At 51.0% G+C, this 22,637-nt stretch carries 29 protein-coding genes; 16 read left to right on the top strand and 13 right to left on the bottom strand.

Annotated features, from left to right (window positions below):
* Positions 1-10: 10 nt before the first annotated feature.
* Together IPI86_RS10980 and IPI86_RS10975 are read right to left on the bottom strand one after the other, a co-directional pair.
* Positions 11-409 (bottom strand): RidA family protein, encoded by a 399-nt coding sequence (locus IPI86_RS10980; protein WP_345298054.1) that lies wholly within the window; start codon positions 407-409, stop codon positions 11-13.
* A gap of 55 nt (positions 410-464) precedes the next feature.
* A complete protein-coding gene (locus IPI86_RS10975; protein ID WP_345298053.1) occupies positions 465-848 on the bottom strand; it encodes a helix-turn-helix domain-containing protein in 384 nt (127 codons plus the stop codon).
* Positions 849-947: 99 nt separating this feature from the next.
* Between IPI86_RS10975 and IPI86_RS10970 the strand changes: the two genes are divergently transcribed.
* Complete coding sequence (locus tag IPI86_RS10970; RefSeq protein WP_345298052.1) at positions 948-1,271, top strand: putative quinol monooxygenase; 324 nt, start codon at positions 948-950, stop codon at positions 1,269-1,271.
* 60 nt (positions 1,272-1,331) lie between these two features.
* A complete protein-coding gene (locus tag IPI86_RS10965) occupies positions 1,332-1,769 on the top strand; it encodes an ester cyclase (protein ID WP_345298051.1) in 438 nt (145 codons plus the stop codon).
* A gap of 87 nt (positions 1,770-1,856) precedes the next feature.
* On the opposite strand, the gene IPI86_RS10960 is transcribed toward IPI86_RS10965, so the two are convergent.
* The 5 genes from IPI86_RS10960 to IPI86_RS10940 all read right to left on the bottom strand — a co-directional run bounded on the left by IPI86_RS10960 (position 1,857) and on the right by IPI86_RS10940 (position 5,537).
* A complete protein-coding gene (locus IPI86_RS10960) occupies positions 1,857-2,417 on the bottom strand; it encodes a 2-oxoacid:acceptor oxidoreductase family protein (RefSeq protein ID WP_345298050.1) in 561 nt (186 codons plus the stop codon).
* An 84-nt stretch (positions 2,418-2,501) separates the two neighbouring features.
* Positions 2,502-3,269 (bottom strand): thiamine pyrophosphate-dependent enzyme, encoded by a 768-nt coding sequence (locus IPI86_RS10955; RefSeq protein ID WP_345298049.1) that lies wholly within the window; start codon positions 3,267-3,269, stop codon positions 2,502-2,504.
* A gap of 17 nt (positions 3,270-3,286) precedes the next feature.
* On the bottom strand, positions 3,287-4,399 hold the full coding sequence (vorB, locus tag IPI86_RS10950; RefSeq protein ID WP_345298048.1) for a 3-methyl-2-oxobutanoate dehydrogenase subunit VorB: 1,113 nt from the start codon (positions 4,397-4,399) through the stop codon (positions 3,287-3,289).
* 84 nt (positions 4,400-4,483) lie between these two features.
* Positions 4,484-4,735, bottom strand: a complete 252-nt coding sequence (locus tag IPI86_RS10945; protein WP_345298047.1) for a 4Fe-4S dicluster domain-containing protein — start codon at positions 4,733-4,735, stop codon at positions 4,484-4,486.
* A gap of 124 nt (positions 4,736-4,859) precedes the next feature.
* On the bottom strand, positions 4,860-5,537 hold the full coding sequence (locus IPI86_RS10940) for a hypothetical protein (RefSeq protein WP_345298046.1): 678 nt from the start codon (positions 5,535-5,537) through the stop codon (positions 4,860-4,862).
* A gap of 71 nt (positions 5,538-5,608) precedes the next feature.
* Between IPI86_RS10940 and IPI86_RS10935 the strand changes: the two genes are divergently transcribed.
* The 9 genes from IPI86_RS10935 (at position 5,609) to IPI86_RS10895 (ending at position 13,723) form a co-directional block, all read left to right on the top strand.
* Positions 5,609-6,625 carry a prohibitin family protein gene (locus IPI86_RS10935; protein WP_345298045.1) on the top strand — a complete coding sequence of 339 codons (1,017 nt, stop codon included), beginning with the start codon at positions 5,609-5,611 and terminating at the stop codon, positions 6,623-6,625.
* A gap of 78 nt (positions 6,626-6,703) precedes the next feature.
* Positions 6,704-7,765, top strand: a complete 1,062-nt coding sequence (gene selD / locus IPI86_RS10930; RefSeq protein ID WP_345298044.1) for a selenide, water dikinase SelD — start codon at positions 6,704-6,706, stop codon at positions 7,763-7,765.
* On the top strand, positions 7,765-7,917 hold the full coding sequence (locus tag IPI86_RS10925) for a hypothetical protein (RefSeq protein WP_345298043.1): 153 nt from the start codon (positions 7,765-7,767) through the stop codon (positions 7,915-7,917). The genes selD and IPI86_RS10925 overlap by 1 nt, the downstream gene beginning before the upstream one ends.
* A 190-nt stretch (positions 7,918-8,107) precedes the next feature.
* Positions 8,108-9,400, top strand: a complete 1,293-nt coding sequence (locus tag IPI86_RS10920; RefSeq protein WP_345298042.1) for a hemolysin family protein — start codon at positions 8,108-8,110, stop codon at positions 9,398-9,400.
* A 14-nt stretch (positions 9,401-9,414) separates the two neighbouring features.
* Positions 9,415-9,702 carry a DUF1330 domain-containing protein gene (locus IPI86_RS10915; protein WP_345298041.1) on the top strand — a complete coding sequence of 96 codons (288 nt, stop codon included), beginning with the start codon at positions 9,415-9,417 and terminating at the stop codon, positions 9,700-9,702.
* A 26-nt stretch (positions 9,703-9,728) separates the two neighbouring features.
* Positions 9,729-10,898 (top strand): LysM peptidoglycan-binding domain-containing protein, encoded by a 1,170-nt coding sequence (locus tag IPI86_RS10910; protein ID WP_345298040.1) that lies wholly within the window; start codon positions 9,729-9,731, stop codon positions 10,896-10,898.
* Between the two features lie 143 nt (positions 10,899-11,041).
* Positions 11,042-12,142 carry a winged helix-turn-helix domain-containing protein gene (locus IPI86_RS10905; RefSeq protein ID WP_345298039.1) on the top strand — a complete coding sequence of 367 codons (1,101 nt, stop codon included), beginning with the start codon at positions 11,042-11,044 and terminating at the stop codon, positions 12,140-12,142.
* Between the two features lie 19 nt (positions 12,143-12,161).
* A complete protein-coding gene (locus tag IPI86_RS10900) occupies positions 12,162-12,395 on the top strand; it encodes a hypothetical protein (RefSeq protein WP_345298038.1) in 234 nt (77 codons plus the stop codon).
* 89 nt (positions 12,396-12,484) lie between these two features.
* A complete protein-coding gene (locus IPI86_RS10895) occupies positions 12,485-13,723 on the top strand; it encodes an MFS transporter (RefSeq protein ID WP_345298037.1) in 1,239 nt (412 codons plus the stop codon).
* Positions 13,724-13,794: 71 nt separating this feature from the next.
* Here IPI86_RS10895 and IPI86_RS10890 read toward each other — a convergent pair whose 3' ends face one another.
* Entirely contained in the window at positions 13,795-14,712 is a 918-nt protein-coding gene (locus tag IPI86_RS10890) for a hypothetical protein (protein ID WP_345298036.1), read from the bottom strand.
* A gap of 98 nt (positions 14,713-14,810) precedes the next feature.
* Between IPI86_RS10890 and IPI86_RS10885 the strand changes: the two genes are divergently transcribed.
* Genes IPI86_RS10885 through IPI86_RS10865 form a run of 5 tightly spaced genes read left to right on the top strand, consistent with a single transcriptional unit; the run spans position 14,811 to position 17,326 of the window.
* Positions 14,811-15,584 carry a class I SAM-dependent methyltransferase gene (locus IPI86_RS10885; protein ID WP_345298035.1) on the top strand — a complete coding sequence of 258 codons (774 nt, stop codon included), beginning with the start codon at positions 14,811-14,813 and terminating at the stop codon, positions 15,582-15,584.
* A 9-nt stretch (positions 15,585-15,593) separates the two neighbouring features.
* Positions 15,594-16,415, top strand: a complete 822-nt coding sequence (locus IPI86_RS10880) for a M55 family metallopeptidase (protein WP_345298034.1) — start codon at positions 15,594-15,596, stop codon at positions 16,413-16,415.
* 40 nt (positions 16,416-16,455) lie between these two features.
* Entirely contained in the window at positions 16,456-16,638 is a 183-nt protein-coding gene (locus IPI86_RS10875; RefSeq protein ID WP_345298033.1) for a hypothetical protein, read from the top strand.
* 31 nt (positions 16,639-16,669) lie between these two features.
* Entirely contained in the window at positions 16,670-17,089 is a 420-nt protein-coding gene (locus IPI86_RS10870; protein ID WP_345298032.1) for a TIGR03667 family PPOX class F420-dependent oxidoreductase, read from the top strand.
* 9 nt (positions 17,090-17,098) lie between these two features.
* Positions 17,099-17,326: a hypothetical protein gene (locus IPI86_RS10865; protein ID WP_345298031.1), complete on the top strand. Its 228-nt coding sequence runs from the start codon at positions 17,099-17,101 to the stop codon at positions 17,324-17,326.
* Between the two features lie 120 nt (positions 17,327-17,446).
* Here IPI86_RS10865 and arsM read toward each other — a convergent pair whose 3' ends face one another.
* The 5 genes from arsM to IPI86_RS10840 form a co-directional block, all read right to left on the bottom strand.
* Positions 17,447-18,244 (bottom strand): arsenite methyltransferase, encoded by a 798-nt coding sequence (arsM, locus tag IPI86_RS10860; protein WP_345298030.1) that lies wholly within the window; start codon positions 18,242-18,244, stop codon positions 17,447-17,449.
* A 20-nt stretch (positions 18,245-18,264) separates the two neighbouring features.
* Positions 18,265-19,230, bottom strand: coding sequence for a permease (locus IPI86_RS10855; protein WP_345298029.1), 966 nt, complete (start codon positions 19,228-19,230; stop codon positions 18,265-18,267).
* A 256-nt stretch (positions 19,231-19,486) separates the two neighbouring features.
* Complete coding sequence (locus IPI86_RS10850; protein ID WP_345298028.1) at positions 19,487-19,798, bottom strand: metalloregulator ArsR/SmtB family transcription factor; 312 nt, start codon at positions 19,796-19,798, stop codon at positions 19,487-19,489.
* A 152-nt stretch (positions 19,799-19,950) separates the two neighbouring features.
* Positions 19,951-21,672, bottom strand: a complete 1,722-nt coding sequence (locus tag IPI86_RS10845; protein ID WP_345298027.1) for a hypothetical protein — start codon at positions 21,670-21,672, stop codon at positions 19,951-19,953.
* Between the two features lie 71 nt (positions 21,673-21,743).
* On the bottom strand, positions 21,744-22,586 hold the full coding sequence (locus IPI86_RS10840; protein ID WP_345298026.1) for a hypothetical protein: 843 nt from the start codon (positions 22,584-22,586) through the stop codon (positions 21,744-21,746).
* Positions 22,587-22,637 lie beyond the last annotated feature (51 nt).

Raw genomic sequence — 22,637 nt, 5'->3', positions numbered from 1 at the left:
GTGAGTTCTCTTATTTATCTTCTGATAGTACCGCTGTAACCTCAATTTCGACCAGTAACTCTGGATTAATGAGTCCTTTCACTTCGATCATGGATGCGGCAGGTTTGATCTCTTTGAAAAATTCACCATGTGCCTTGCCGATCTCTTCCCATTTTGAAATATCGGTCACAAACATGCGGGTTCGTACAACATCTTTCATGGATGCGCCAGCTTCGATCAATGCACTTTCGATTTTTGCGAGGATATATTTCGTCTGTTCATATGGATTGTTCACCCCGACTATTTCGCCTCGCTCATCGACCGCAGTTGTTCCTGCGACTTCGATCATATTGCCAACCCTGACAGCTCGCGAATAACCGACAATATCTTCCCATTTTGCGCCTGAGGAAATGTTGATTCTTTTTGTCATTTCATAATCTCCGTTTTAAAGATAAAAATCCCACGTATTAGGCGGGATTTCCAGTTTATTCCTCTTCATCGTTTTTGAATTCAATATCGTACTTCTCACGCGCCTTTTCGACCTGCGCGTAATTTTCCTGCGCCCATTTTCCGAGGGCAACCACGGGGCCATTGAGCGATTCGCCCAGCGGGGTCAATTCGTATTCCACTCGTGGTGGGACAACGGGAAAGACATGGCGGGTGACGATGCCGTTGCGTTCGAGTCCGCGCAGGGTTTGGGAGAGCATTTTCTGTGAGATGCCGCCAACCTCACGCAGCAACGCATTGTGACGGTTGATCCCGCGTGCGATGGCATTCAATGTGAGCAATGTCCATTTGTCGCCGATGAGTTCCATCACTTTGCGGGAAGGACAGTATTCATTGAGTATATCTATTGGGTAAGCGTTCACGATACACACCTTAAGGTAACTACCATACAAAATAGTGGGCTCTTGGAAGGGTTTGACCCGCCACTTATACTGATTGTAACAGAACAGGAAAAGATAACGATGAACACATGGCTTACATCAATTCACATCAAACCCGAACACGTGGACGAGTTTATGGCGGTCACGACACCCTTTGCAGGGGAGAGCCTGCGCGAGAGCGGACTGGTCAGCTTTGCGCTTTTGCAGCAGGTACATGACTCTGCCCGATTTTCGATGTTCGATGTCTATCACGATGACGCGGCGTATGAGGAGCATCTCAAATCTGCACATTATCTGGCGTGGATGAATTCGATCTCATCTCTGCTTGCAGAGCCACTGTCTTCACTGCCTTACACTCCGATCTTCCCGCCGCCCGAAGACTGGGAACGTCACCTGGAAACGTAATCATTATCTTTGATTAGATTTCTGTAATACCAATTCAAATTCACCACAGGAGAAAATAAAATGGAACAAAAGGAAGTCGCACTCAGTGTCTCGAAGGCCATCCTCAACGGAGAGTGGCAAAAATTGGATGTAATTTTGGACGACGGTTTTACCTATACCGGCGACGGAATGCATTTCAACAAGCAGCAGTATATTGAATTCATGAAAGGCATGAAGGCCGCCTTCAGCAATATGAACATGGAATTTACGCATGTGATCAGCGAAGGCGATATTGTCAGCATTCGCTTCATCACCACCAGCAAACACACTGGCAATTTTATGGGTGCGGCAGCTACGAATAAAAATCTGGAGATCGGCGGCAATTTCATGCGCAAGATTCAGGGCGATAAGGTGATGCAGGAATGGCAGACCACTGACCTGCTCGGCACGATGAGCCAGATGGGTGTTGGTACTTTGCTCGGTTATGCCATCTTCGGTGTGTGGCTCAAGAAGAAATAAGAAGAGAGTTCATTTTCAAACAAAAGTCCACCTCGATGTTGAGGTGGACTTTTGTCATTTATTTTCTACTGCTGACCGTTTGTTGAATTACGCAGGGACTTTGTCCCATTCCTTCTGTGCATGCTCAAAGCCTCTCTTCAGGGCTTCGTAATTTTTGGGCAACAGGTGCTTGTGCCTTGCGGGCAAATGGGCTTCCAGCGCTTTTTCCACATCTTCGATCTTGATCTCGGGCAGGGCGGTAAGCATGGCTCCAATGGCGACCATGTTCATCAATTTCTTATCACCGATCTCTTCAGCGATCTCGTTACATGGCACAAAAATGGCATGGATATCACTGCGCTGTGCCGAATGATCCACCATAGACTGATTCACGATCAACGTTCCGCCGCTTGCCAGCATGGGTTCATATTTATCAAAGGATGGCAGGTTGAGGGCAATTGCCAAAGGTGGATTCTTTACCAATGGCGAACCAATTTCATGGTCCGCAATGACCACGGTGCAGTTGGCTGTGCCGCCGCGCATTTCAGGTCCGTAGGATGGGATCCAGGTCACATCCTTGCCGGTATCCATTGCCGCATAAGCCAGAACCTGACCGCCAAACAAAACGCCCTGTCCGCCAAAACCTGCGATGATGATTTCTTTTTGCATTAGTTCACTCCGTTCACTGGGAATAGGGATTCGGGAATTGGAACTGGGAAGACCTATTCCCAATTCCCGATGTGCCGATTCTCATTAAATTTTGATCTGCTTGATCGCTTCACTGATCTTGTAATCGCCCAGCGGATATGCAGGGACCATGTGCTCTTCTACGAATTTCAACGAATTGACGGGCGTCATGCCCCAGTTCGTCGGGCAGGTGGAGAGCAGCTCGACCATGGCGAAGCCAAGTCCGCGGGCCTGGGTTTCAAACGCAAGGCGGATTGCCTTCTTCGCAAGGCGGATATTTTTCGCGTCATGCAGAGAACGGCGTGCGCAGAAACCAACGCCGTCGAGAGTGGCGAGCATTTCAGCCATCTTGATCGGGTAACCTTGTGTTTCAACATCGCGGCCATTCTGTGACGAAGTGGTCTTCATGCCGGGTAATGTTGTCGGCGCCATTTGTCCGCCGGTCATGCCAAAGTTGGCGTTGTTGACAAAGATCACGGTCAGGTTTTCGCCGCGTGCGGCAGCGTGGACAATTTCGCCCATGCCGATCGAAGCCAGATCGCCATCACCTTGATAAGTAAAAACGATTCGGTCAGGCAGCACACGCTTGATGCCCGTCGCCATCGCGGGGGCGCGTCCGTGCGGCGCTTCCACAAAATCGGTATCGAAATAATTGTAGGCAAAAACCGAACAGCCCACCGGCGCAACACCGATCGTTTTATCCAAAACATTCATTTCCTGCAGCACTTCCGCAACAAGGCGGTGTGCCACGCCGTGGGTACAGCCCGGACAGTAATGGGTGGGTGTTTCTGTAAACCCTTCGGGTCTTACACAAACTGCATTTTCAGGGATCATTATTTTCACCATGTCCTTTACGCAGTGGCCATACGCGCAAGCCACGCATCACGCGGATTTGCATTCACAGCCATCTTGCTTTTTGCCATGCGGTGAATCTCATTCAAAATTTCATCGGGGAATGGAACCATGCCGCCCAGGCGACCATAAAATTCAACAGGGACACGGCCCTTCACCGCCAAACGGACATCCTCCAGCATTTGACCCGAATTCATCTCGGTGACGAGGAACGCATCCACCTTACCCGCAAGCTGCTCAATCACCTCGGAAGGGAACGGGCTGACAGTGACCGGCCTCAAAAGCCCAACCTTGATTCCTTCTGCGCGTGCTTCACGCACCGCCGAAAGAGCCACACGTCCCGCCGTGCCAAAGCCCACAATGACGATCTCTGCATCATCGAGGAAATATTCCTTATAACGTACTTCGTTCGCTTGGATCGTTTGCCAGCGATTGAGCAGGCGCAGATTCATTTTCTCTTCTTCAGCGGGTTCGATATAAATTGAAGAGAGTATGCGCCGTTCGCGTTTGCCCATTTTGCCGTTGGTGGCCCAATCCCAGTTCTCACGATGGACGGGTCTCATTTCAGGCATTTGCGCGGGTTCCATCATCTGGCCTACGCAGCCATCGAGGATCATCATGCACACCGAGCGATATTTTTCAGCGAGGTCAAAGGAAAGCACCATTAAATCAATGGCTTCCTGCACCGAAGCGGGAGCCAGCACGATCGGTTGATAATCGCCATGTCCGCCGCCGTGGACGGCCTGGTTGTAATCGGCCTGAGCGGGGGCAATGTTTCCGAGGCCCGGTCCGCCGCGCATCACGTTGACCAGCACCGCGGGCACTTCCGTCCCTGCGATGTATGAGATCCCTTCCATCATCAAACTCACCCCCGGGCTCGAAGAGGACGACATCACACGCACACCTGTGCATGCCGCGCCGTATACCATGTTGATCGCGCCGAGTTCTGATTCCGCTTGCACAAAAGCGCGCCCGAGTTCGGGCATGCGGCGGGAAAGATATTCAAGGATTTCCGTTTGAGGGGTGATCGGGTAGCCGAAATAGGCCTCAAGCCCCGCGCGTACGGCGGCTTCGGCAATGGCTTCGTTCCCTTTCCATAATTCTTTTGGCATTTATTTCTCCATTGTTTCTTCTGTGGTTCAAAAGAGAAAGATGAAAGAAGAAAGAAATTTACATCTTTCCTCTTTCATCTTTTTTTATGCTGTTGCCGTAACGGGCGCGGCAGCCTTTGTTATTTCACGATAAACCGTGATTGCCGCATCTGGGCAAACCAGCGCACAAATAGCACACCCCGTGCAACCGTCCTTGAACGTGTGCGCGGGGTGGTAGCCCTTCGGGGTCAGGTGTGACATGTTAAGTTCCATCACACCCTGCGGACATGCACTAAGGCATACCTCGCATCCTTTACAATAAGTATCACTAACTTCGATCCAGCCTTTAGCTGCCATTACAACTCCTTAGATTTATATGAGAAGTCGGACATAATTTAGCGGGATTGCCCGCTATGCTCATTATGTCGTTTTCCTACAATAAAGAGTAGTGCCAAGCGTCACGAAGGCCAAAGTACAAACATCACGTAATAAAATTCATTTCAAACACGGGACCATCCTTGCAAACCATCTTCCAATCATGTGGATTATTGGATGAAACGGCGCACACCCCGCACTCAGCCAGACCTCCACACGGCATGGGCACGCGAATGAGCACCTGCGCTTCACGCACCGCCGACAGTTGATTCAGTTTCTCGAACAGTTTCTTCATCTGATTCAGAGTCTCGCGGGCGGTATCCACTGCGATGAAATCGGCCCACTTGCAAATTTCCTCCAGCGCGCGCAACGGCTGCACTTCCACCACTTCGGGCAAATCACTCGGCGCGGATTCACATACGATCACAACTTCGGCCTGCTCTTTCAATGCGATGGAAATCAGCCCGTGTAAGTAGGCAGGCGAGCCTTCAAGGGCGATCAATGCCACCTTGCGAGCCGAGCTTGGGATGGAAAATCCATGCCCGAGCGGGCCGCGTAAGTTTAACTTTGTTCCAATTGTCCAGATGGAAGGCAGGGGCGGCGCGAAGCGAAACCCTTTCGGCGCTGAGTCGTAGAAGTAAACAGAAACAGGCAGTGGTGAATCAGATCCGCTGGCATGGGCGAGGAGATACTGCCCCGGCGATGGAATCAAATTTGGCGGGCAGTCCATTTGGGCGGAGCCATCCAGATAAATTTCTGTGATTTGACCTGTGCCTGTGTGCATGCCGCGATGCTATCACGCTTTGCGGGCATGAACAAGCGTTATAATGAATTAACATCATTTTTGGAGGAACCATGAATATTTCAAGTTTACTGCAGGGATTAGCTTCCTTTGCATGGCTCGGCTTTGTCGGTGTGCTTATTATGATTTTCGTGCGCGCCAGCCGCAACCAACCTGCAAAAGGATTAAGCTCGCTGGTAGTTGTTTTGCTTGTTGCCGCGATTTTATTGACCTCAATTGGAGCAGGATTGGTGTTCCTGCAAGCCAATGAGTATGGCGTGGTGATTTCGGCTTTTCAGCCAAATGGCTATCGCACACAAGCATTAGGGCCTGGCTTGCACTGGATCATTCCGTTTATTGAAAGCGTGCAGAAATACTCCATTGCCAAGCAAACGTATACCATGTCGTCCACGAGCAGTGAGGGTGCGGTGCAAGGCGATGATTCGATTCAGGCGCGCACAAAAGATGGACAGCAGATTTTCGTTGACGCATCCGTCATTTATGCGGCTGACCCCACACAGTTGATTCAATTACATATTACCTGGCAAAACCGCTATGAGGAAAATGTAGTGCGGCCCGTGGCACGCGCGGCCATCCGCAATGCCGTTTCGCAATTTGGCGTGGAAGAATTGGTCAGCACCAAACGCGGTGAATTGGAGCAGACAATCCGCGATGAGATCGAATCAAAATTGAAAGCCAATAACATCATCATGTCCGACTTCCTTCTGCGCAATATCCGCTTTAGCGATGAATATGCAGCGGCTGTCGAGCAGAAGCAGATCGCGGAACAACAGGCGCAACAATCCAAGAATGTTATTGAGCAGAAAAAGAATGAAGCCGAACAGGCACGTCAGATTGCGCAAGGTCAGGCTGATGCGGCGGTGATCGCGGCGCAAGGTGCAGCGGAAGCGCGTTTGATTCAGGCGCAGGCTGAGGCACAGGCCAACCAATTGCTTTCTGCTTCGCTCACACCGACGTTGTTACAGTATCAATATATTTTGAAACTTGCCCCGGGTGTGCAGACCATCTTCATCCCGAGCGGTAATCAGTTCATTCTGCCTTTGCCCGATACGACATTACAGACGCAGTAAAATCAACCCAACATCATTGGTACAATATGACCGTCGGTTGTTTTTCGCCGACGGTCATTTCTTTAAACTAGGAGCACAATGTCGATTCCACAATCTGGACGTGAGATTCGCCTGACCACGCTTTCGGCGTGTGCTGGCTGAGCGTCTAAACTAAGCGCTGATGCGCTGACGCAGGTTCTGCGTCCGATCAAGGATGTTTTTGATCCCGCTGCATATCCGGACCTTTTGGTGGGTCTTGCCTCCCCGGATGATGCGGCTGTTTGGCGTTTAAGTGATGACAAAGCGATTGTGGTCACCACGGATTTTTTCACCCCTGTTGTGGATACTCCTTACGAATACGGTTCGATTGCGGCAGCGAATTCCCTTTCGGATGTGTACGCGATGGGCGGGCAGCCTTTTATGGCGTTGAATGTGGCCGCGCTGCCCGATCATTTGCCTGTGGAAATTTCAAGCGAGATCATGCGCGGCGGCGCGGAAAAAGCGCGCGAGGCGGGTGTGGTCATTGCGGGTGGACACACCGTCAAAGATAAGGAACCAAAATTTGGGTTGGTCGTGATCGGATTTGTCGATCCGCGTAAGATGCTCAGCAAAGGCGGACTCAAAGTCGGCGATGTACTTGTGCTGACAAAACCCCTTGGTGGCGGCGTGACGACGACTGCGTTGAAACAGGAAAAGGCCGAAGAACAGCACATCAAGGAAGCTATCGAGTGGATGTCACGCCTGAATAAGACAGCGGGTCAACTTGCGGTGGAATTCGAATTGCGCGGCGGAACGGACATCACCGGCTTCGGTTTCCTCGGTCATGGCATGGAAATGGCACAGGCTTCCGGTGTTTGCCTCGCCATTGAGAATACGAAAATTCCGTTATTGAGCGGTGCGCGTGGCTATGCCGAAAAGGGCATTTTCCCCGGCGGCGCATTTGACAACAAAGGACATTTTGGAGAAAATGTCCGCTTTGATGCTGAGGTGGATGAACCTGCCCAAATGCTTTTGTTCGATCCGCAGACCAGCGGAGGGCTTCTGCTCGGCGTCCCGCCCGAAAAACTGATGGAGTTTGAATCCCGTGCCAAGGAACTTGGTCAGCCCGTTTGGGTGATTGGCGAGGTACGGGCAGGGAAGGGAATTGTGGTACGGTTATAATGTTTCGTATAAGCATTTTGGAGCTTGCTTTTACCTGTGCCCTGATTTTGCTAGTTCTTGTTGTGCCGATCATGGTGGCAAGGTTTCAGGCACGCATGGACAGCCGTTTGAAGGACATTGAAAAGAAGATCGATAAGAAAAAACAACAATAAGTTACAATAGAAGAAGAGAAAAATAATTTAAAAAACCCCATGTCAGAAATCCCCATAGAAATTTCGATAGACCTTTTTGCGTCTCCATTTATTGAGTTTTACCCAAACCAATTGACAAAAGATGACTTTTGCTGCGAGGCTTTTTCGCGGCTTTATGTTTTTAAGTCTGTACCCGGTTAATAAGGAAACCATGAGTATTATCAACGAAATCATTCTGATCTTGATTCTAGTATTGATCAATGCACTGCTTGCAATGTCTGAAGCTGCATTGGTTGCTTCCCGCAAGGTGCGTTTGCAGCAACAGGCAAATGAAGGGAATAAATCGTCAGAATTGGCTCTCAAGCTGCTCAAAGATCCCAATATTTTTTTATCCACCGTCCAGATTGGCATTACATTGATTGGAGTGTTGGCAGGCGCTGTGGGTGGATCCACTATTTCAGAGGCTCTGGCTCTGGTAATCCAAGATGTCCCCTACATTGGTGAGTTTAGTGAATCGATCTCACTGGTTGTGGTTGTGTTGGCCATTACCATCCTCACCATCTGGCTGGGTGAACTGGTTCCGAAGCGACTTGGGCTTACCAGCCCGGAAAAGATTGCACAGATTGTGGCGGGCCCCATGCTCTTTATTTCGAAGGCATTTTCACCTTTGATTAAGTTGATGAGCAAGGCTACAAACTTTGCTTTGAGTCTAATGGGGGTGGACCCTTCTTCCGAGCCGCCCGTAACGGAAGAGGAGATTCATCTGCTGATCGATCAGGGTACACAGGCAGGTGTGTTCGAGGAAGCGGAGCAGGATATGGTCGAGGGTATTTTTAGCCTCGGCGATTCACGCGTCTATTCGCTGATGACCCCGCGTACGGAAGTGGTCTGGCTGGATATCAACGACACGGTCGAGGAAATCCGCGAGAAGATTGCTGGGTGCCCGTATTCCCGTTTTCCTGTTCGGCAGGATTCATTGGAGACCATTGTCGGCATCGTCAAATCACGCGACCTGCTGGTGGATAGTTTGTCTGGCAAGGAGATGGATTTGAAATCCCTGCTCAAGCCTGCGCATTTCATCCCTGAAACCATGTTCGCTTCGCGCGCGCTGGAACTGTTCAAAGAGAAAAATACCGAGCTACTTCTGGTCGTGGATGAGTTCGGTGGTTTGCAAGGTCTGCTCACGATCAATGATATTTTGGAAGAGATCGTCGGGGCGATGGAATTCGAGGAACCGCAAGCCACCCAACGACAGGATGGCTCATGGTTGCTGGATGGCATGTTGGAAGTGGACGAATTCAAAGAGCTCTTCAACTTTGATTCACTTCCCCATGAAGATGAATACGAGACGTTAAGCGGTTTTGTAATGACCTCGCTTGGGCGTGTCCCACAGGCCGCAGACCATTTTGATTGGAACGGTTTTCGTTTCGAGGTAGTCGATATGGATGGCCGCCGTGTGGACAAGGTGCTTGTCACCACACTGTCCAAGCCGCAAACTGCATAATAAAGGAAAATTCAATGACAGCCTATGTGATCGTGGATATCGAAGTTTCTGACCCTGAGGGGTACAAGGAATATGTCAAATTAGCGCCCGAAGCGGTGAAATTGTACGGCGGAAAATACATCGCACGGGGCGGTCAGAATGAAACTCTGGAAGGGGAGTGGCAGGCAAAACGGCTGGTCATTCTCGAATTTCCCTCTGTGGAACAGGCGAAAAACTGGCTGAATTCATCTGAATATGCCCCAGCGCGCGCATTACGCCATAAATACGCAAAGACGAACATGGTGGTCGTCGAAGGCGTATAAATGTTCGATGGTATAATTTTTTTCGTATGAGCCAAGAATCCAACCCCAATAATAAGACAAAAGTCTGTCCCACATGCGGTACGCGTTTGAGTGAAAACGCAATGCGCTGTCTCGTGTGCGGTACGGAATTCAACGCCAAGCCCGAACCGAAAGCCGCAAAGAAAGTAGAGAAATCGGTACAGGCCAGCCGTATGCCGGTGGTTACTTTGAGCTTGCCGGCCGCAGTGGGGGTCATTGCGGTGGTGATCATCGTAGCCGCGGCCATCGTATTTTTCTCGTTGCGCGCCAGTGCCCCGCCTGGAACCTTCGAAACGGCAGAAACGGCCACACCATCGGCTACCCCCACCGAAACCCTGCCTGCCACAGCGACATTGATTCCCACGCAGATTCCAACGTCTACCAACATCCCGCCGTTCGATTACACGGTTTCCGCGGGTGATGGAACCTGTTCGCAGATCGCATTCAACTTCAATATTTCCGTTCAGAGCATCATCATCGCCAACAATCTGGCTTCCACCTGTCCGATCAGTGTGGGGCAGGTCTTGAAGATCCCGTACCCCACGCCGACCATTCCTGCCGCCGCGACGAATACCCCCGAGCCGGCCAAGGCCACCCAGGATGCCTGCGAAACGGTCCCGATCACAGTGCAGGATGGCGATACCCTTTCAACCATTGCGCTGAACTATGCGGTGCCGCCAGAGGCGATCAAGGAATACAACGGATTACCCACCGACAACGTTTTTATTGGATCGTCCCTGCTGATTCCGCTTTGTAAACGGGCAGCCACTCCGGGGCCGACCCCAACCGCGACGATTCCGCCTCCTTACCCCGCCCCGAACCTGCTTCTGCCTGCGGACGGAGCGGCCTTCACCCTGGCAAATGACGTGGTGACCCTGCAATGGGCCTCCGTGGGCGTTCTGCGTGACGGTGAGGCCTACCAGATCACGGTGGAGGATGTCACCTCTGACCAGACCCGCCGCCTGACCGATTATGTGACAGATACGAAATATATCGTCCCCAGCACTTTCCGCCCGAAAGATAATGTGGCGCATGTTCTACGCTGGTGGGTGACCCCCGTCCGCCAGGCAGGGACTGACGATCAGGGTCAGCCGATTTGGGTGGCTTCTGGCGCAGTCAGCGACAAGCACGTCTTCACCTGGGTTGGAGTGGCCGTCGAAGGCACGCCCAATCCCTAGGTCCAGAAAGAACCGTTTTTTCATCCTCAACTCCCTGCCATTTGGCGGGGAGTTTTTCTTTTCCTCTTGACAAATTTATCCACATGATTATAATATGTGCATTATTCAATAATATGAATAATAAGAATAATACGGAGCATCTAATGTCACCCTTTGAACTCAATCTCGAAAAAACCAGAACAGAAAATTCACTCGTAGTTGTTGAGCCTGCCATCAATGCCTTTGGCAGTATGCTCCTTATTTCGAAGGCCGAAGATGAACCCGGCATTCACGAGTGGGTGACGAAGACCCGCGCAGAAATGTCTGTAGAGGAACGCCTTCGCCATAAATTGGTGACGATCGGTTTTTATTATTCAATTCTGCCTCAAGTTAGCGGAGCTACGTTTGAAGCATATCTGGAAAGCCTTGAGGCGACACCGCCCTCGGAATTTCGTGACCGTTTGTTGAAAGCCTATGAAATGATCTGTATTACTGAAGAATCAAAGGCGAAGATGGGTGAGCGGGTGAATTGGGAGGAGGCGCTCTCTTCCGCTGAAAATTACGTGGCATTCCTGCAATATCGGTTTGGCGAGGAATTGACCGACGTGGAAATGGAAACACGGGCTTATCAATATGTGATCGACCCTGCCGCGCTTAAACAGCTGGTCACCGGGCACATTCGCTGGTTTTGGAAGAATTACCTGCAAGCTGAGTGGGTGCGTGTGCGCCTGATGCTTGAAGAATCGGCCAGGGCATTTAACAAGATCGATACAAGTGATATGACGCGTGTGGAGCAGCTGCGGTTTGTAACAGGCAAGGATGCGCAGGAAACAAAATGGTTGAACACCCTTGAGAGTTCCACGCAGGTGATCTTCGTCCCCAACGCTCATATTGGACCGTACATCCATACGACAAAAGTACGAAACGACATCTATATTTATTTCGGGGCGCATCTGCCGGAAGGCTCGGATGTACAAGTCCCTGAATTGGACCGCGCGGAGATCGTCAGCAAGCTCTCCGCCCTCGCAGATGAGACACGCTTGCAAATTTTGCAAATGATCGCGGAAAACGGCAGGATGCGTTCCAATGAGGTAATGGACGCCATCCAGCTCAGCCAGCCGAGTGTTTCGCGTTACCTGGGTCAACTTACAGCCAGTGGATATCTTCAGGAAAGGAGAGTGAACGGCGCAAAGGAATATACTTTGAATCGAGATCGCATTGAGAAGACACTTAAGGCAGTTTCCGCCTTTTTACTGGATCGGTAATCGTTGAAGGAGGCTTAACATGAACCCGCTTTTGGAAGAGTATTTGGTTGAAGAACATCAGAGAGATATCGAACGCGAATTAAGTGACAGACAGTTGCAGGCAGTGAATGTTCGGGTGTATCGCCCCAATTTATCGACACGCATCTTGCGCGGATTTGGCCAGTGGATGATCGAACGCGGTGAAGGCTTGGTAAAACGTTACGAAGCTCCTGCGCAAAACCGCCGCAACTCGAACCGCCGCTACGCCCATTAATAATATTACGGCTTTTCCTTCGGAAGCCTGTTACTGATGAAATGCTGAAACAGGCTTCCGAAGTTTTTATTCTCAAGGAGAGAGAGAGAATGTTAGCAAAACTTAAGTCCATTTACCATGAATACCCCAAGGCGTTCTGGGTCTATAACATTATCGTTTTCATAGACCGCTTCGGTGGATTCATGCTTTATCCGTTCTTTGCGCTGTATCTCACTAAAAAATTCGAGATTGGCATGGCCACGGTTGGGATCCTGTTTGGGATCTTCTCCATTTCAGGGCTGGTGGGCAGTGCTCTTGGCGGCGCGCTCACAGATCGCGTAGGGCGCAAAGGCGTGATCATCTTTAGCTTGTTGCTTTCTGCATTGAGCGCACTTGGAATGGGGTACGCTCCCACACTGGGAATTTTCGTAGCGGTGTCGGTCATTGTTGGCACACTTTCCAGTATCGGCGGCCCTGCGCATGAAGCCGTGGTGGCTGATCTGCTCCCCGAAAACAAACGTGCCGAAGGGTACGGCATCATCCGTGTGATCTTCAACCTGGCAGTGATCATTGCTCCCGCTGTGGCTGGGCTGTTGATCGCGAAATCGTACATCCTGCTTTTCATCATCGACGCAGTCATCAGCGTGGTTGCGGCGGGGATCGTCCTCTTTGCCTTGCCAGAAACCAAGCCCAAGGCGCATCCAGATGCGAAAACTGAAACGGTCGCCCAAACTTTCGCAGGTTATGGGAAAGTTTTCAAAGATATTCCGTTCATGGGCTTTGTCTTTGTCACGATCTTGATGGCGCTTGTGTATATGAACATGAACACCACTCTCGGCGTATATCTGCGTGATAGTCACGGCATTCCCGAATTGAATTATGGATATCTGCTCAGTATGAACGCGTTTATTGTTGTGCTGTTCCAGTTCTGGATTGCGCGCAAACTTGAAAAATACAAACCCATGTTGATGATGGCACTCGGCACCGCGTTATATGCGATCGGCTTCGCCATGTATGGATTTACCTCGACCTACATGCTCTTTGTATTTGCGATGGTCATCATCACCATTGGCGAAATGGTCGTCTCGCCCTTTCAGCAGGCGCTTGTGGCGAGCTTTGCCCCCGAAGAAATGCGTGGACGTTACATGGCAATCTCAGGGCTTTCCTGGGGCATTGCTTTTGCGGCAGGTCCTTACATGGCAGGCTGGATCATGGAAAACATCAACCCGAACTGGCTATGGGTTGCATGCGGCGTGATCGGTGGAATTGCCATGCTCGGTTACATCATTTTGGATCGGATCCACCACTCCCCGGTATCTATGGCGGTCGAACCAGCCGCTGCAGATTAGCAAGTTGTTGTTCCCCTCACGAGAGAGTCGGGCCTACGCAGCCCGACTCTCAAAGTTTAATAAGGTGCGTATTATGGAATTCGGATCGGCATGCCACCCGCCGTAACCCAGGCCTGCGCCGCCTCTTCGATCGTTGCAAAGCGGACAGTTGGATTCTGCTTCATTCGCTCCACGAAGGCGAGAATTTCAGTGAGGCCGTCTTCTGAGTTGACGATTTGCAAAGTCTCAGGTTCGATCATGAGCGTAAAGCTGAGCATTGGCAAGGAATATGTCCCTGCTTCGATCTGCGCGAGCAATGATTCTGCGCTTGCAAGTTGATGGTCTGAATTGCCCACACGCACGATGTTTCCGTTCGGGTCATGCACATCGTATTTGGCGCTGCTGGTGGGGCGGTACAGCGCAATGGACGTATCGTCGCAGCCCGGGCGGTGACCCACGCAGACCACTCCACCCCAAACCACTTGCGGTGTCCACGTGTAGCCTTTGTACGTTGAAGGCCGCCGCGCTTTATCAAATTCGTTGATTTGCATCCCGCTGATGACACTGGTGGGCGTGACGCCATACTTCGCGATCAGGTAAGCCGCTTTGGCACGGTCGGTCAGTTTGTGTGTATGTACATCCCATTGCACGCCCATCGCGCTTGTGCGCTGAATAATCTCCTGCACGCGTACGCCGCCCGTCAGCCACCCCACATCCGCGCCGATGGAGAGGTGCACGCCCGCATCGGTCAACTGCTCGATGAAGGCGAGGAAGGCATCCACATCCTTCGGCCATGAATCAGGTTGTGACTCGATATGCATCGTGGCTGAAATGTAAAGCATGGTTGTGGATGTAGCGACGGATGTTAGCGCTTCATTCTTAACCGCGGGCTGGGTGACTGATTCAACAGGCATTTCCGCCGCTGTGGGTGATTCGCCTGCTGCCGCTGCGGGCGTTCCGCAGGACAGAATAAAAAGCGTTAGAAAGATAATAAAAAGATACTTGCGCATGGTGGTCTCCTATGTTGTAATTGTACGGACGGGATTTATTCCCCAATTGCCCCCGTGTAAAAATTTTGTAACAAAAACTCGAAGTGAGATGAGGTCTTATGGATTCAAATAACGATATCCGCTCTTACAATCGCGAAGCCTGGGATAACCAGGTGCGTTCTGGTAAAAACCCATGGACGGTGCCCGTCTCCCCCGAGGTGATCGCCAATGCCCGCAAGGGTGATTGGTCGGTTGTGTTGACCGAGAACAAACCTGTACCGCAGAAATGGTTTCCGCCTATTCAGGGATTGAAGATCCTCGGGCTGGCCTGTGGCGGCGGTCAGCAGGGTCCCACTTTGGCGGCGGCTGGGGCTGAGGTCACCATCTTCGATAATTCTCCCGCTCAATTGGATCGTGACCGCGAAGTTGCCGACCGTGATGGATTAAACATCCGCACGGTGGAAGGGGATATGCGCGATCTTTCCGTGTTTGCCGATGAAAGTTTTGACCTGGTCTTTCATCCCGTTTCGAATTTGTTCATCCACGAGATCCGCCCCGTTTGGAAGGAGGCTTATCGTGTGCTTCGCCATGGCGGCACACTGCTTTCTGGATTCATGAATCCGTTGTTCTATATCTTTAATTGGGAGGATTTGGATAACGGCATTTTGAATGTGCAAAATAAGATCCCGTATTCAGATATCGAAACCTATGGGCTGGAACGCCTCAAAGCGGAAGACCGTCCTGCTGAGTTTGGCCATTCGTTCACCGACCAGTTGACAGGTCAGATGGATGCGGGGTTTCATCTCATCGATATGTATGAAGATGCTCATAGTGGTATGAAGATCAGCGAATATATTTCAACGTACATGGCGACACGCGCGTTGAAACCGTAAAAGGATGTTATGAAAATTTTAATTGCAGCAGATATGGAGGGGATCACCGGGGTTGTGCATTGGGATCAGGTCAATCCCAGCCACCCTGAGTATTCGCGTTTCCGCAAGTTGATGACTGCGGATGTGAATGCCGCCATTCGCGGGGCGTTCGCGGGCGGGGCCACGTCGGTTGTGGTGACGGATGGTCACAACAATGGCAGGAATATTTTGATCGAGGAGTTGGATGCGCGAGCGATGCTGAATTCTGGTTCACCTGCGCCGCTTTCGATGGTGCAAGGCGTGGACGATGGTGTGGATGGTGTGATGTTCGTTGGTTATCACGGGCGCATGGGTGTGGTCAATGCGATCCTCGATCACACATGGTCGGAGAGTGTATCCGGGCTGTGGATCAATGATCGGGCCATTGGCGAATCGGGGTTGAATGGCGCGGTGTGCGGGCATTTTGATGTCCCTGTTATTATGGCTGCGGGCGACCAAACCCTGTGCGCTGAAGTGCGCGAAATTTTTGGCAACACCATTGAGACCGCACAAGTGAAGAAGGCCGTTGGCCGTATGTCGGCTGAATGTTTATCTCCTGCGGCATCTGCCAGTTTGATCGAGGAAGCTGCCAAACGGGCAGTGATCAACCTGCGCAGTGGAAAAGCGCCAAAGCCGTTCAAGATTTCGAAGCCCATCAAAATGACCTTGGAATTCGCTCAATCTGAAATGGCGGATAAAGCTGCCCTTATGCCGGGTGCCACGCGGACGATGGATCAGCACGTTGAGTATTTCGCTGATGACATGGTGACGACCTATCTTGCATTTCGCGTCTTAGTGTCGCTGGCGGGATAGATCAGAAAATAGGTTGTGATTGGTGAGAGAGGATTAGGTTATGTTAAAGAATGTTGTGAAGGTGATTGCGGTTTTGTTTTTTCTGGCAGGCGGAATTTGGTTTTTGCAGGGAATCAATGTGTTGCCAGGCAGTTTTATGACGGGCGACCCGCAGTGGGCCATCAATGGCGGAATCATCATGGCTGTCAGCGCGGGAGTATTTTGGTTTGTAAATCGTAAATAATCATCCAGTAAATATTAAACAGGAGGCAGTGATGAGCGACTCGAAGGTGAAGCTTGAACGCAAGGCGAAGAAGATGATCAAGAGTGAATATGTTGTCTGGCTGACCACAGTGGATGCGAATCATGTTCCCCAGCCCAGACCCGTGTGGTTCATTTGGGATGAGGATGCCTTTTTGATCTTCAGCCAGCCGAAGGCGCACAAGGTTCAACATATCCGTGAGAATGGAAGTGTTTCCCTGCATTTCAATACGGATGAAACAGGCGACCAGAACGTGGTCGTGTACATCGGCATGGCGACTCTGGATGCGAAGACGCCGCCTGCACATAAAGTCTCTGCTTACTTGCGTAAATATCGTAAGGGCATCAAGGAATTGGGGATGACCCTTGAGCAATTCAGCAAAGAATATTCGACGGCGATCCGTGTCAAACCGACTTCGCTGCGCGGTTGGTGATGGGCTGAAATGACAGAAGCGATTCGCATCGGTGATCGGGTAAAGATCTATCTGGATTCGAAGTTCGGTGAGAAGGAAGGCTGGTACAACGGCACGGTCTTCAAAGTAGACCCATATTCCGAACATCGCAGTTTTTTTTGGGTGGAATTGACCCCAGAGGCGCAGGTCTTGCTTGGTACCAGGCAGATCTCCGTGTTTAATCCGAAGAACATTCAGAAAATACAACCTGATTCGTAAGTGAAGGTTCGGGTGTTATTAAATGAGTTTCTGAAAACTGAACTATGAAGTTATCAAGCCACAGAGCCACAAAGTTTTTCTTTGAGTCTCTGTGGCTTTGTGGTAAAGAAATTAGAATTTTTATGCGGGCTTGTAGGCTGTGATCTTGGCGCTGTAGATGGCCTTGTACACTTCTTCGCGCGGATAGTCGGCCATGTCCAGTTTCATATCGGCGAGGGCAGAGTCGACGGTTTCCTTGTCGAAGAAGACGGGGGTAACGGAAATGTCGGTGAAGCCGACGGATTTCATCATGGCGATATATTCATCCGCTTGCACTGCGCCAGCCACACATCCGGCCCAAGCGCTTAGGCTTTGGCGCACGGGTTCGGGCAGGAGGCCAGCCGTGACGATATCAGAAACGGCCAATTTGCCGCCGGGGGCGAGTACACGGAAGGCTTCTGTAAAAACCTTTTCCTTGTCTGGCGAGAGGTTGATAACGCAATTGGAGATGATGACATCCACTGTGTTGTTTTCAACGGGGAGTTCTTCGAGATAGCCTTGACGAAATTCGACATTGGTCAAGTTGACCTTTTTCGCGTTGGCTGTGGCGCGTTCGATCATTTCAGGAGTCATATCTACGCCGATGACATGGCCAGTTTCACCGACCTTTTGTGCGGCGAGGATGCAATCGAGACCTGCGCCTGAACCGAGATCGAGCACGGTTTGACCGGGTTTCAACGAGGCGAGTGTGATTGGGTCGCCGCAGCCATAGCTGGTGTTGGCAACGTCGGATGGAACTGTAGTGAGCAACTGCTCGGGGTAGAGAATGTTGTTCGGACTGCAGCAGTCGGAAGGTCCGCAGCAGGAAGCGCTGCTCTTAATCCGCTCTGCGTAATGCTCGCGAACGGTTTCGTGAATGGGGGTGGGGGATTGGGTCATTTGAGTCTCCTTGTTGAAATTCACAGAATGAAAAGATTATAGGCAAAACCGAGAATGATGGAGCCGATCCACAGTGTGCCGATTACGATGCCAATGACACGCCAGCGGGCGATGGTGAGCGCTCCGCCCAGTGCGCCGAGGGATGTGCCTGCGCCTGTGATGAGGAAGGCGAGCGCCGCACCCTGACTCATGCCGCTATCAATCATCGCGCGGACGAGCGGCAGGGATGCTTCGGTGTTGACGTAAAACGGAAGCCCAAGTGTCGCGGCGAGTGGAATGCTGTATGCATGTCCACTGCCGAATAGGCTGGTGATCCACGCGGCGGGGATCATTCCGTTGAGCATGTACCCGATGAAGGTGAAGCCGAGGAAGAGAGGCAGTAAACGTTTGCTGACGGCCCACATCTCTTGCATGAACATTGGAAATGTGATGTTTGGTTTTTCCGTTTTCACGACAGGTTGCATGATCACTGGCAAGTCAAGCGGAACAGGGCCGCCCATGATTCCCAGTGAGGTGGATGCAAATTTGGGTGCGGCCATGCGGGCTTGGTTTGCAAGCCAGCCGCGTGATTCTGCAAAACTGGCGATCGCTCCGCCTGCGAGGCCAAGCGCGATCGATGCGACAAAGAATGCGATGGCGAAATCCCAGCCGAATAGGCCTGCGCTATAGAAAAGCTCCTGTGGGGAGGTGAGCGGCGACGCCACGAGGAAGGCCACAATGGGTGCCCACGGGACCGTGGAAGCCATCATGCCCAGCACAATGGCCGTGGTGCCGCACGAGCAAAGCGGCGTGGCCACTGCAACCCCCGTAGACATGAGCACACTATTCTTTGTGTTTCGCCTCAGAAAACGCGCGATGGCATCTTCATCAACATAGAGTTTCAGCGCGGCGCTGGCAATGATGCTGAGCAAAAGCAGAAACCAATTGTGAGAGAAGGTTTCCACAACTTTGCCGAACGTATATTGAAGTAGAGATGTAAGATCCATTGTCAAATCCTTTGCATAGAAGATTGTCTATGTGTTTTTGTAAAAAAATTTACCGATAAATGCGCTCTGTTCACCATGCGGCGAACAGAGATAGTACATTAGCAGCAGCCGCAGCCGCAGCTTTCACAACCGCCTTCACAACATTCAGCGTTTACAACTGGTAATTCGTTCATGGGGCATCTCCTTTCATATAGAAGTTTGTCTATGGAACTTGCCAAAAAAACGGGAGGATGTCTCGGCCGAAGACATCTCCCGATCAGGCCTTGATCGTCTTAATCAGATTTTCTGTGGACACAGACTCCGGTGCAAACTTGACCATAAGCTGGCCGCAACAATAAGCGACATTATCCTGATTGAGAGAGTAGAACGTTTGCTTGCCATCTTCGCGCACAGTGACCAGGTCCGCTTCGCGCAAAATGGCGAGGTGATGCGAAACCGTGGGCTGGGAAACATCGAGCTTGTCAACGATCTCGTTGACGGAAAGCGAACAGCAACAGCAGATGTTCATAATCTTCTGGCGGGTTTCATCTGAGATGGCTTTGGCAAAGAGAACAGGGTTAAATTTCATATTGATGACTTTCTATTTGTTATTATATAGATAAACGTCTATTTGTCAAGAGGGTAAACAGCCCACTCCGGTTCAACTCGGAGTGGGCTGTTTTGAAATTTCAGAGATGCTTTGCTGCGCTTAGCATGGTATTACGCAGGCGGTTATTATTTTTACTGTGAATCATCCACCACGTATTCTTCGTCGATGGTGCCGTCGCCGTCGAGGTCAACGCCAAAGTACATGCCCTCGGGGTTGGCGTCGTTCCACTCAGCGTAGTTGACGTAGACGATGGCGCCTTCCTGCAGGGCGATCTCTTCAGCGGCGAATTCCTCTTCGAGCTCGTCGGTGATGCGGGTCAGGTAGAAATCGAAGAAGCCTTCGTTGTTGAGTTTCTCGGCGTTGATAAGCAGGTCACCGGCCTTAGTATCGAGATAGACGGTGATGATGCCGCCGCCTTGAATATCGGCGCCCTGCACTTCAAAGTAATAATCCGCTTCGGCTTCGGGGTTTTCAACGCCGATCACAATGAACGGGGATTCGTCCGCTTCGGTTTCGTAGGCGATGGTTTCTTCAGACGGGTAGAAGTAGGCGGTATCCACCTGGCCGGGCTCGAGGTAGATGCCTTCCACGCCGATGCTGAAACCGGCGCCGATCATGATGAGGTCGGTGAGCGTTTCTTCGGTTAAGTCAGATCCGTCGATTGAGACGGTCACATCCAAATCGGCTGGGAGCGAGTAAATGGGTTCGGGTGCGTTTCCGCTGGCTTCCATGCGATAGGCGGAATAGGTTGCGCCGGGAATCTCGTTGACGATCTTTCCATCCACATAACCGAGGCGATTGCCATTGTCATCGGTGATGAGGATATGGCCTTCGCCATCGAGGAAGATCTGGTTGATCTGGCTGCCCTGAAGACTCGGTGAGGCGAGCTTGCCGCCTACGCTTGAAATTCCGCTGCCATCACAGAAGGGGCATTGCTGCGTGTCGAGGCGTGAGGAAGTGGGGGTGAGGTCGAGGGTTTGGGTATCGGCATTGCCGGTATAAAGCTCTGACTGAACCTGCGGGTTGATCGAGGCTTCATACAGCCAGGTGTTGTCGCGGGAATCCACGTATAGCTCGCGCGTCTCGCCTGGGTAGTTGTTATCGTAAACGAGAATGGCGAATAGACCATTGCCTTTATCTTCCACACCAAAAGGTGTGATGGCGTGGCCGCCGGAGCCATCCTCTTTGTAAATGCCGATGCTGTAGGTTTCACCGTTGGCATCCATTTGTTGGACGATTTCGAGAATCTCCATCGGGGTGCCTTTGATGACGCTGGTGTAAGTGGGCGCCACAGTTTGAGTTGCCCACCAATACGCGATCTCGCGCTGGAGAGCTTCATCATTGATATCGAGTTCGCTGGCAGTGGAGCCGCCGAAATCGGACGGGGAGATCTGGTTGGTGTACATCATCAAGCTGAGCACTGCCATGCCTTCACAGTGTCCGCCTGCCATGGCGCCGTTGATCTGTTCCATCCATTGTTCGGCGGGAGGTGTCAGGGTGCAGACATTTCCATCGAGACGGGAACAGACCTGGTCGCCGAACATGCGGCGCACTTCATCCGCTGTTAGATTTGTGGCGGGAATGTCATCGCCATAGTTGCTGAAACTAAATCCGTTATCTACGGGGTTGAAGCCGAGGTCATAAACGACTTCACCAGGGACACCGGCAGCAGGCACTTCAGCCCCTGCTTCTTCTGCAACGGGTGCTTCTGTGGAATAGGGTTCTTCGGTGAGGTATTCATCGGTGGCGGGTTCTTCGGCATAGTAATCACCTTCCTCGCCGCCACATGAGGAGAGAAACAAGCTGAGGACAATTAGGAGCGAGAAAACAATTAATAGGGGGCTCTTTTTCATTTGTGGTTTCCTTTAGATAGATAAAATGGATGAACAGGACTAAAACACAGATCTTTAAACTGGATGCTGGTTTAACTGGATTCATCTCCAAAATAACGCCTCACGCGCCGTCTGAGTCTATAGAAGGCATACCATGTGTTCCAGACGTACTTGTGCGGCGATTTTAGTGAATTGACATACTTGAGTCTTTGTAATTTTGATTTGTCGAACCGGGGGCTTTCAAGGGTTTCCAGAAAACGTATTTTCGCAGCATTGTACACTTCGATGTCAATGGAGTTCAATTCTGCAATACGGTCAAGATGTTTCTGCTTGAATTCGAGCAGACGGCTGGAGTCTTTTTTGTTCAGCGATGTGTAAAACGGAGTGGACCAGTTGAGCGCACTGCTGAACAGGATCAGACTTTCGTCAAAATATTCCTGCAAGCCGTACTCTGCAACCACGTTGAATAGATTGTTCAACGCCAGATCGCGTGCCTCAGACTTCGACATTGAATCGATCAACGTGGATAAGGCGAACGGTCCCTTATTAATGAGCATCTTGGTTTGCAAGTTCTCGAGGTCTTTTGTGCCGCTTTCCAGAAATTCATCGAGGTTGAATGGCCCCTTCAAATACTCGGGCGATTTTCCCTCGGAAATATGCTGAATAAAAGATTTGACACGACTGATGGGATTCCTCAAAAAGGTGATGATCTTTGCGGTATCGGCTTCTTCCAGCCCGGTCAGAATCGGCGCGTGACCAGTGAATAAAACGACCTTCTGCTTTTCTTTTTCAGGGAGTTCCTTGAATCGCATCACATCATATTGAACGGCGCCCTTGAAAACGAAATGTCCCTTGCCTGAATATTGATAATCAAGACAGGTGGTAAATGTGGTTCCCGCAGTTTTGGGAATGTGCAGGAATCTCAAACGCTCCATGAAGGTCTCCATAAAAGAATTGCCCGGTGAACTGTGCGCCGAATTATAAGC

Origin of the sequence: Candidatus Villigracilis affinis (genome assembly GCF_016705895.1) — a bacterium.
Classification (GTDB): domain Bacteria; phylum Chloroflexota; class Anaerolineae; order Anaerolineales; family Villigracilaceae; genus Villigracilis; species Villigracilis affinis.
Note: the sequence above shows the minus strand (reverse complement) of the source record. Positions and strands in the feature narration are given on the sequence as shown.